We start from the raw sequence: 9,243 nt of genomic DNA, 5'->3' as shown, positions 1-9,243 counted from the left end.
CGGGCAGGTCATGATACCGGCATGAGATGCGCCGCTTTCTCACTTCTGCTATTGGGCCTTCCGGTCAGCGCAGCGGACTGGTCCCTGCGCCCCGGCGAAGAGCCGCTGACCCGGGCCGAGCTTGAGGCATTCGAGGGTCGCACGCTGACCTTCTATGATGACGGCCAATCCCGATATTCCGCCGAGGGTGGGTATTCCTACACCTATGCGGGCGGCGGCACCGCTTTTGGCACATATCAAATCTCCGAAGACGGCAGCATCTGCACCGCCTTTGACCACGGATTCAACCGCTGCGACCTGTTCGTGCATCGGGGCGGTCGGCTGATCCTGATCGATGAAAAGGGCCAGCGTTTTCCGGTCCGGCCCGAAGAGGGGTCATAGCTGGCGCAGTAACTCGGGTGTTGGCCAGGCATCGGCGGGCAGTCCCAGCCGCTGCTGTTCGGTCTGCACCGCCGCCCGCGTGCGTGCGCCCAGAATACCGTCCACCTCGCCCACGTCATAGCCGCGCTCTTGTAGCTTGGTCTGTAGCTGTTTCATCTGCGTACCATTGAGCCCGGTCTCGGGCGCGCCAGCCTGATAGGCCGACGCGCCTTCCAATTGGTTGGCGAAATAGGCGGCGGTCAGAACGTAGACAAAGCTTTGGTTCCATTCGAAATAAACGTTGAAATTCGGATAGGCGATAAAGGCTGGTCCCTTGTGCCCCTGCGGCAGGATGATTGTCGCCTGCATGTCGCCCGCGGCCAGGTCGCCCTCGTGCGCGGTCACGCCCATGGCCTGCCATTCCGCGACGCTACGCGGTTTCGAGGCGCCGGTCAGCGACCAGTCCAGCGTGTCGGGCACGACCACTTCCTGCAGCCAGGGCTCATTCGCGCGCCAACCCATATGTTCAAGCATCTTGGCGCCGGATACCAGCGCATCAGGGGCCGAGGTTGCAAGCTCGACCTTGCCGCTGCCATCGGCGTCCACTCCGTTCACCAGAATATCGCGCGGCAGCATCTGCACCATGCCGATCTCACCCGCCCAGGCGCCTTTGGTGCGGTCTGGGTCGAAATCGCCACGCGCATGCAATTCCATCGCGGCAAAGATCTGCGGGCGGAACAACTCGGGGCGGCGGCAGTCATGGGCCAACGTCACCAGCGCATTGCGCGTGTTGAAATCGCCCTGATAGCCGCCGTAGTCGGTCTCGAACGCCCAGAAGGCCAGCAGAACTCCCCGGTTCACGCCATATTCGGCCTCGATCCGGTCAAAGACATCGCTGTATTTCTCGGCCATTGCCGCGCCCCGGTCGATGCGGTTCTGCGAGATCAGGCGGTTGGAAAAGTTGATGAAGGGTTTCTGAAACACCCCCTGTGCGCGATCGGCCCTGAGCACCTTGGGGTCCTGTCGCACTGTTTTGAAGAATGTATCAACCGTCTCGGGGTCAAGACCGGCGGTGGTGGCTTCGGTCTTCAGCGTGTCCACGAAGGTTCCGAAATCACCGCCGCATTGCGCCAGCACCGGAGAGGCCCCCAGCAGGGCAAGGCCCAGGACAGTCGCTCTGATCATTCTAGTCTCCTCTTACCACAGCAGCGAAGTTGCGATTCCAACCATGACAAGGCCAAGCGTCAATGCCCAGACCTGCCAGAGAATTTTCATCGCACGCGCGATCTCTTGCGCGCCGATCTCTTTGCGGGCGTCCTCGTTCACCCAGGCCAGATGCCGGATCTGGCCATGATAGCTGCGCGGGCCAGCCAACGCGACACCCAGCGCGCGCGCCATCGCCGCCTCGGGCCAGCCCGCATTGGGCGAGACATGCCGCTTGGCGTCCATGACGATCTCATGCCACTGCGATTGTGTGTTGGCCAGCAGCGCGATCATCAGGCCAGTCAGCCGCGCAGGCACCAGGTTGAGCAGGTCGTCCAGCCGGGCGGCGGACCAGCCGAACTCGGCATATCTTTCGTTCCGATAGCCGATCATGCTGTCGGCGGTATTGATCGCCTTGTACAGTAGAAGGCCGGGCAGACCGCCCAGCAGGAACCAGAAGGCGGGCGCGATCACGCCGTCCGACAGGTTCTCGGCGGCGCTTTCGATTGCGGCGCGGGCGACGCGGGGGCCGTCCATCTCGCTGGTGTCGCGCGAGACGATGCGCGCGACGGTGCGGCGCGCGTCGGGCAGGGACTGGCGCAGGGCCGTTGCCACATCGCTCACATGCTGGACCAGTGATTTCTGGGCCAGCAGCGTCGCGCAACAAAGGATTTCAACAACAGGCCCCAGCGCCGACAGGCCGTAGCCGATCAGCCAAGCCCCAAGTGCAAGCACCGTGGTGGCCGCAACGCCCTTGAGCCGTTTTTGGACGCCGTTGTTCAACCGCTGATCCAAAAACCGAACCGCATCGCCCAGCAGCACAGCCGGATGCCGCAGCCGCGACCAGAGCCAGTCCGGCTCTCCCAATGCGGCGTCCAGCAGCATTGCGCAGGCCAGCAGGACAGCGGTGTTCATAGCGCAGTCTCCAGCCGCTCCCAACCCGATGCGGGCGGCAGACCGAGGCGCAGGTAGTGCGGCGAATAGGGAAAGATGCGGCTCCAGATGTGCGCCTGGGCCAATCGCTCCTGCCAGGCGGCTGCATCGTCGACCCGATAGAGTCGGAACAGCGATGTGCCGCCTTCCAGTTCACCCCCGGCGCGGGTCAGCAGCCGGTCCAACCGAGCGGCGTCGCAAGTCAGCCGTGCCCGCGTCTGTGTGGCCCAGTCGGTATCGCGCAAGGCATGCGCGCCTGTTCGCAGCGCCGGTCCCGACACGGCCCATGGACCGGTGAGGTCAGCAAGGCGGTCAATGATCTCAGGTCCCGCGATGGCAAATCCGAGACGCAGACCGGCAAGCCCCCAGAACTTGCCAAAGCTTTTCAGGATGACGGTGCCGGTCTGATCCGCCAGATGTACAAGGCTGCGCGAAGGCATCACATCACAGAAGCTTTCGTCGATGACGCTCAGTGGTGCGTATGCATCCGCTTCCGTCCAGACCCGTCCGTCGGGGTTGTTAGGGTGCACGATAACACGGGCCTCGGTCGGGCCCGACCCGGTGACCTGCCAGCCCTGCGCGGCAAAGGCCGCCGCGTGCTCGTTATATGAGGGCAACGTAATCTGAACCCGGCCCGCCGGTGCCAGCGCGGGCAAGCGCACGATCAGGGCCGAGGCGCCGGGTGCAGGCAGGATGCGGGCCCGATCCGGTACGTGCCAGAATTGCCGCGCGGCAGCCTCAAGCTCAGCAAAGGCGGCGTGGTCGGGAAGCGCGGCCCAATCTTCGGGCGTAAAGGCGGGCAGAGGGTAGGGTTCGGGGTTGATGCCGGTCGACAGGTCCAGCCAGCCCGCGCGGGTTCCGCCATAGGCCGCGATGGCGGCATCGATCCCGCCGCCGTGGTCCCGGGGCGCTCTGGATTGGGTCGGTGACATTTGGTCCATTTGTGCAATCAAGTCGGATTTGGGCAGTATTCACCACTGCTTCAAGCGGAAATCCGCCTGTGATACAAGCGTGAAGGGCGTTCCGGGCGTCACCCCGTGACCCGTTAAGAGTTTGTTAAGCAAATGACCACAAGACCAACGTAGGGGAGTGGTGCCACCAGAACTGCCCTAGCGCCGGCACCCGAAGTCTGAGATGAAGGTATTGATTGTTGAAAGCAACCCGGATCTGGGTTCGCTCTGGCAGCGCCACCTGCGGCGGCAGGGTGGTGAGGTCACGCTGGTGCCGTCACAAGAGGCGGCGATTCTTGCGCTCTATCGTGATGTGTTTGACATCATCGTTCTGGATCTTGTGCTGGAAGAGGGTAGCGCGCTGGCGGTTGCCGATTTCGCCAGCTACCGCCGTCCCGAAGCGCGAGTAATCTTTGTGACCAACACTACGTTCTTTTCCGACGGATCGGTCTTTGCCCACAGCCCGAACGCCTGCGCCTTCCTGCAGAGCGAGATGCCGCCAGAAGATCTGGCGGCCATGGTCGAGCATTACGCAGCAGGCCGCTGACCCCGCCCATGTGGCGCATCATAGTCTAGAACCGGATTGGTCGGAATGATGCGGTGCGGATTGATGCTGTCATGGCTGTAGTGATAGTGGCGCACGATGTGATCCATGTTCACGGTCTGTGCCACGCCCGGCCATTGATATAGCTCGCGGGTATAGGCCCAGAGGCTGGGGTAATCTACCAACCGCTTGCGGTTGCACTTGAAATGCAGGTGATAGACCGGATCGAAGCGGGTCAGGGTGGTGAAGAGCCGCCAGTCGGCCTCGGTCAGGTGTTCGCCCATCAGGTAGCGGTTGCGCGAAAGGTGGTCCTCAAGCCAGTCGAGACTGTCGAAGAGCGGATCGATCGCGGCGTCATAAGCCGCCTGTGTCGTGGCAAATCCGCACTTATAGACGCCATTGTTGACGCTGTCGTAGATGCGGGCATTCACCTCTTCAATCGCGTCGCGCATCATCTCGGGCCAAAAATCCAGCGTATTTCCGGTCAGCCCGTCAAACGCTGAGTTGAACATACGGATGATCTCGGAGCTTTCATTCGAGACGATGGTCTCGCGTTCCCTGTCCCACAGGATCGGCACGGTGACGCGCCCGGTAAAGGCGGGGTCGGCCTTGGTATAGACCTGATGGGCGTGGTTCAGCCCATAAAGCGTGTCGCCCGTTGCTCCGTGCTCATCTGTGTCGAAGGTCCAGCCCCGATCCAGCATGTCGGGATGCACCACCGAGACCGAGATGTGGTCGGCCAACCCTTTGAGTTGCCTGAAAATCAGGGTTCTGTGCGCCCAGGGGCAGGCCATGCTGACATAGAGGTGGTAGCGGCCTGACTGGGCCGGAAAACCGCCCTCGCCCGAGGGGCCGGGGCTGCCGTCTGGGGTGATCCAGTTGCGGAACTTTGCCTCGCTGCGCTTGAACGCGCCGCCAGTTGTCTTGGTGTCATACCACTGGTCGTGCCACACGCCGTCGATCAATAGGCCCATCTCGCTCTCCATTCCTGTGTTGTCCAAATCTAATCCCGAAGCGTGGTCTTGCCCAACGCCATCGGCGCGCAGACACCCTGCACGCATGCACAGGCGATGAGGATTTGACGCAACGTGAGTTCGATTTAACGCGGCCGTCATAAAATCTCAGCTTGATATATCCATATCCAGCGGCAGGATGAATCGGGCTGGAGTGAGGGGGGTCACATGAGCACATATATGTCGAAAGAGATTCGCGACGGGCTTGAGGCTGCGCGGATCGCAGGGATGAAAAAGGCCAGCCGCCTGCGGGTCGAGGCAGGATCGGAGTATTTTCCGATACTGGGCCTGTGGCGCACTGGCTTCTCGGTCGAGGCAGCCGCCACGCCGATGCTGCGCGGTTTGGTCGATCTTTATGACGGGGCGAACCATCTCTACCAATGCCTGATCGTGGCGTCGGAAGAAGAGGGCGGTGAAATGCGCTATGAGTTCAAGCGCAGCACGGCAGCAAGCGACCGTGCGCCGCTGGATTTCTACCGCGCGCCCGATGCGCCTATTGCGCTGCTTGGGAAAGACTAGGGTTTTATTTCCACCGGCGTTCCGATTGGAACCAGACGCCAGAGGGTTTCCATCTCGGCGTTGGATACTGCGATGCAGCCTGCGGTCCAGTCACCGGGTAGGGTGAGCATGGACAGCCCGTTGGGTTGGCCATGGATGAAGATATCCCCGCCGGGATCGACACCTTCGGCCTGCGCGCGGGCGATATCTTCGGGGCGGGGATAGTCCAGCCCAAGCGAGAGATGAAACGCACTTTGGGGATTGCGGCGGCTGATCGTGAAGTGGCCTTCAGGCGTTTTGCCGACACCTTCCATCTGCTTGTCTCCGCCGGGTTCAAACCCCAGCGCGATCTCGACCTGGAAGACCACATCGCCATCCACCGTCGCGCTCAGACGGCGTGCGGATTTTTCGATGAGGATATTGTCGACCTGTTCCACCGCTGGGACCATGTTCGGCGCAGGTGCCGTTGGACCGTAGCGGTCCCAAAGAACAAAGACGCCCGCAACCGCAAGGATCAGGAGCGCGCCGCGCAACAAGAATAGGCGCATTCTATTGCAGGTCGCGGAAGGCGTGCTGCATGCGGTGGCCAGCCTCTTCGACGCGGGCGCGCTGGGTGGCCAGATTGAACCGTTGGAACGTCTCGCCTCCGGTGCCAAAACCGGGGCCGGGTGAAACGGCGATTTTTGCCTCGTCACGAATGCGCGCGGCCACGTCCTCGGGCGGCATTCCGGTGCCCGAAAAATCGACCCAGGCCAGATAGGTGGATTGCAGCGGCAGCGACCGCACACCGGGGATCGCGTTGATGGCGGCATCAAATACCTGCCGGTTGCCATCCAGATGCGCGATCTGCGCATCAACCCATTCTGCACCCTCTGGCGAATAGGCTGCCGTGATCATGTGAATGCCCAGCGCGCTGGGCGAATAGTCCAGCGTGGCCAGACGGTGATCCATGGCGGCGCGCAGGTCCGGATCGGGTATGATCATGTTGCCGGTGCGCTGACCGGCGATGTTGAAGGTCTTGGAGGCCGCCGTCAGATAAACCATGCGGTTCCGGTACTCAGGCGCCGCGGTATCAATCGGCACAAAGCTTTGGCCGGGATAAACCAGATCGTGATGGATCTCGTCCGAGACAAGGATCAGGTCGTTGCGCTCCGCAAAACCGGCCACTTCGCGTAGTTCCTCTGCGGTCCAGACCCGGCCCGACGGGTTCTGCGGCGAGCAGAAGATCAGCATCGACTCGTCACCCATCAGGCGGCTTTGCGCATCGTCGAGGTCCAGATTGTAGGTGTCGCCTTCGCAAGTCAGTGGGCATTCCACCACGCGGCGGCCCGCTTTGTTAATCTTGTGCGCGAACTCGTGATAAACGGGCGAGAAGATCACCACGCCGTCACCCGGCTTGGTCCAGACATCCAGCGCCAATGCGATGCCGTTGCCCAGGCCTTGGGTGGTCAGCACCCAATCGGTCTCGATGTCCCAGTTGTGGCGCGTCTTCATCCACCACTGCACCGATTGCAGGTATTCGGGATAGATCCAGGAATAGCCGAACACGCCATGTTCGGCCGCCGCGCGGACCACATCGATCACGCAAGGCGCGGTCGGGAAATCGGAATCGGCGGTCCACATCGCCAACCCGTCTTCGGGCGAAACGCCGAACCCCCGCTCCATCTTGTCCCATTTGGTGCTGAACGTGCCGCGGCGGTCGTTGAGTGTGTTGAAATCCATGAGGTCGTCCCTTGAGTGTCAGAGGCAAGCTAACGACAATCGGGCCGTGTTCAAGAGGCGTTGCGGCGGCGCGGTCAATCGCCTACATCACCCTCATGAAACGCACGATCCTGATCCATCCCGATCCCCGCCTGAAAAAGGTCTGCGCGTCGGTTTCCGACCTGACCGACGAGTTGCGTGCACTGGCCGACGACATGCTGGAGACGATGTATGATGCGCCAGGCATTGGTCTGGCCGCACCGCAGATCGGGGTACTTGAGCGGCTGATCGTTCTGGATTGCATCAAGGAAGAGGGCGAGACGCCGCGCCCGATGGTGATGTTCAACCCGAAGGTGCTGGCTGCTTCCGATGAGGTCAACGTCTATGAAGAGGGCTGCCTGTCGATCCCAGAACAATTCGCAGAGGTGACGCGCCCTAAGGTGGTTGATGTTGAGTGGATCGACCGCGACGGCAATCCACAGAGCCAGACGTTCGACGGGCTCTGGGCGACCTGCGTGCAGCATGAGATCGACCATCTGAACGGCAAGCTCTTCATCGACTATCTCAAACCTCTCAAGCGCCAGATGATCACCCGCAAGATGCAGAAACTGAAACGCGAGCGGGCGCGGGCATGAGTGTCCGGCCCTGCTTGCCCTGGCCCGACAAGCGTTTGCGCAGCCGGGCCGATGAGGTGAGCGAGATCACCGACGAAATCCGCGCGATCTGGGACGACATGACCGACACGATGGAGGCGATGCCGGGCGTTGGCCTGGCCGCGCCGCAGATCGGGGTGATGTTGCGGCTGGCGGTGGTTGACGGCTCGGCTGAACGGGGGCGGGCGGTGCGTCTGGCCAACCCGGTGGTCCTGCACAGTTCGATCGAACTGCGTGAACATGAAGAGGCCAGCCCGAACCTGCCCGGTGTTTCGGCCAAGATCAAACGCCCGCGCGCGGTGACAGTGCGGTTCCTGAACGATCAGGGCGTGATCGACCGGCGCGACTTTGTTGGGATCGAGGCGACCTCGGTGCAGCACCAGATCGACCATCTGAATGGGCGTATGTATTTCGACAATCTCAGCAAGATCAAACGTGACATGTTGCTGCGCAAGGCGCGGAAGCTGGGGTAGAGCGAATGCGGATCATCTTCATGGGCACGCCCGATTTCTCGGTTCCGGTGTTAGAGGCCCTGGTCGATGCAGGGCATGAGATCGCCGCCGTCTATTGCCAGCCACCCCGACCCGCCGGGCGCGGCAAAAAGGACCGCCCGACCCCGGTACATGCCCGCGCCACAGCGCTGGGGCTCGAGGTGCGCCATCCGGTCACGCTCAAACCAACCGAGGAGCAGGCCGCATTTGCCTCGCTCAATGCAGATGTCGCGGTGGTGGTTGCCTACGGCCTGATCCTGCCGCAAGCGGTATTGGACGCGCCCGCACGCGGGTGCCTCAACATCCATGCCAGCCTGTTGCCGCGCTGGCGCGGCGCTGCCCCTATTCACCGCGCCATCATGGCGGGCGATGCGCGGACAGGTGTCTGCATCATGCAGATGGAGGCGGGGTTGGATACCGGCCCGGTTCTGTTGCGAAATGCCACCGAGATTGGCGCGTCCGAGACCACCGGCACGTTGCATGATCGTCTGTCCGATATGGGTGCTGGCTTGGTCGTCGAAGCGCTAACCCGGCTGGACGATCTGACACCCGAACCGCAGCCTGAGGTGGGTGTTACTTATGCGCACAAGATCGACAAGGGTGAAGCGAAGGTCGACTGGGCTCGTCCCGCCGCCGAGATCGACCGCCAGATCCGCGGTCTTGCGCCGTTTCCCGGCGCCTGGACCGAGATCGGTGGCGACCGTGTGAAACTGCTGGGATCGCACCTGGCCGAAGGTCAGGGCGCGGCGGGCGAGGTTTTGGACGACGTGCTGACCGTGGCCTGCGGCGCCGGGGCAATTGCTCTGACCCGGTTGCAACGGGCGGGCAAGGGCGCGCAGGATAGCGAAACGTTTCTGCGCGGCTGGCCGGTCGCCAGGGGTACAATGCTCTGAGGAG

Annotated in this window: 12 protein-coding genes; 6 read left to right on the top strand and 6 right to left on the bottom strand. The window is 62.3% G+C overall.

Annotation, left to right across the window (positions count from 1 at the left end; all coding sequences use genetic code 11):
- Window positions 1–21 precede the first annotated feature (21 nt).
- Window positions 22–381, top strand: coding sequence for a hypothetical protein (locus AB1E33_RS25250; protein ID WP_372580004.1), 360 nt, complete (start codon window positions 22–24; stop codon window positions 379–381).
- Here AB1E33_RS25250 and AB1E33_RS25245 read toward each other — a convergent pair.
- The 3 genes from AB1E33_RS25245 to AB1E33_RS25235 are packed head-to-tail and all read right to left on the bottom strand — an operon-like array spanning window position 376 to window position 3,437.
- Window positions 376–1,545 carry a lytic murein transglycosylase gene (locus AB1E33_RS25245; RefSeq protein WP_372580003.1) on the bottom strand — a complete coding sequence of 390 codons (1,170 nt, stop codon included), beginning with the start codon at window positions 1,543–1,545 and terminating at the stop codon, window positions 376–378. The genes AB1E33_RS25250 and AB1E33_RS25245 overlap by 6 nt on opposite strands.
- Before the next feature lie 12 nt (window positions 1,546–1,557).
- On the bottom strand, window positions 1,558–2,478 hold the full coding sequence (cbiB, locus tag AB1E33_RS25240) for an adenosylcobinamide-phosphate synthase CbiB (protein ID WP_372580002.1): 921 nt from the start codon (window positions 2,476–2,478) through the stop codon (window positions 1,558–1,560).
- Window positions 2,475–3,437, bottom strand: a complete 963-nt coding sequence (locus AB1E33_RS25235) for a threonine-phosphate decarboxylase (protein WP_372580001.1) — start codon at window positions 3,435–3,437, stop codon at window positions 2,475–2,477. The genes cbiB and AB1E33_RS25235 overlap by 4 nt, the downstream gene beginning before the upstream one ends.
- 193 nt (window positions 3,438–3,630) lie before the next feature.
- Between AB1E33_RS25235 and AB1E33_RS25230 the strand changes: the two genes are divergently transcribed.
- The gene (locus tag AB1E33_RS25230; protein ID WP_372580000.1) at window positions 3,631–3,993 is read left to right on the top strand and encodes a response regulator transcription factor; all 363 of its coding nucleotides are present in this window, start codon (window positions 3,631–3,633) and stop codon (window positions 3,991–3,993) included.
- Here AB1E33_RS25230 and AB1E33_RS25225 read toward each other — a convergent pair.
- Window positions 3,975–4,964, bottom strand: a complete 990-nt coding sequence (locus AB1E33_RS25225) for a glutathione S-transferase family protein (protein ID WP_372579999.1) — start codon at window positions 4,962–4,964, stop codon at window positions 3,975–3,977. The two genes, AB1E33_RS25230 and AB1E33_RS25225, sit on opposite strands and share 19 nt — an antisense overlap.
- A gap of 207 nt (window positions 4,965–5,171) precedes the next feature.
- Between AB1E33_RS25225 and AB1E33_RS25220 the strand changes: the two genes are divergently transcribed.
- The gene (locus tag AB1E33_RS25220) at window positions 5,172–5,522 is read left to right on the top strand and encodes a hypothetical protein (protein WP_372579998.1); all 351 of its coding nucleotides are present in this window, start codon (window positions 5,172–5,174) and stop codon (window positions 5,520–5,522) included.
- Here AB1E33_RS25220 and AB1E33_RS25215 read toward each other — a convergent pair.
- Complete coding sequence (locus AB1E33_RS25215) at window positions 5,519–6,049, bottom strand: L,D-transpeptidase family protein (RefSeq protein WP_372579997.1); 531 nt, start codon at window positions 6,047–6,049, stop codon at window positions 5,519–5,521. The two genes, AB1E33_RS25220 and AB1E33_RS25215, sit on opposite strands and share 4 nt — an antisense overlap.
- A gap of 1 nt (window position 6,050) precedes the next feature.
- Window positions 6,051–7,223, bottom strand: a complete 1,173-nt coding sequence (locus AB1E33_RS25210) for a MalY/PatB family protein (protein ID WP_372579996.1) — start codon at window positions 7,221–7,223, stop codon at window positions 6,051–6,053.
- A gap of 95 nt (window positions 7,224–7,318) precedes the next feature.
- On the opposite strand from AB1E33_RS25210, the gene def (AB1E33_RS25205) reads away from it, so the two are divergent.
- The 3 genes from def (AB1E33_RS25205) to fmt are packed head-to-tail and all read left to right on the top strand — an operon-like array spanning window position 7,319 to window position 9,239.
- Entirely contained in the window at window positions 7,319–7,837 is a 519-nt protein-coding gene (gene def / locus AB1E33_RS25205; RefSeq protein ID WP_372579995.1) for a peptide deformylase, read from the top strand.
- The gene (gene def, locus AB1E33_RS25200; RefSeq protein ID WP_372579994.1) at window positions 7,834–8,328 is read left to right on the top strand and encodes a peptide deformylase; all 495 of its coding nucleotides are present in this window, start codon (window positions 7,834–7,836) and stop codon (window positions 8,326–8,328) included. The genes def (AB1E33_RS25205) and def (AB1E33_RS25200) overlap by 4 nt, the downstream gene beginning before the upstream one ends.
- A gap of 5 nt (window positions 8,329–8,333) precedes the next feature.
- Window positions 8,334–9,239: a methionyl-tRNA formyltransferase gene (gene fmt, locus AB1E33_RS25195; RefSeq protein WP_372579993.1), complete on the top strand. Its 906-nt coding sequence runs from the start codon at window positions 8,334–8,336 to the stop codon at window positions 9,237–9,239.
- Window positions 9,240–9,243 lie beyond the last annotated feature (4 nt).

It is taken from the genome of Ruegeria hyattellae (genome assembly GCF_041537925.1).
Lineage (GTDB): Bacteria > Pseudomonadota > Alphaproteobacteria > Rhodobacterales > Rhodobacteraceae > Ruegeria_C.
The sequence above is the reverse complement of the archived record's forward strand: the minus strand, read 5'-3'. Positions and strand labels throughout refer to the sequence as shown.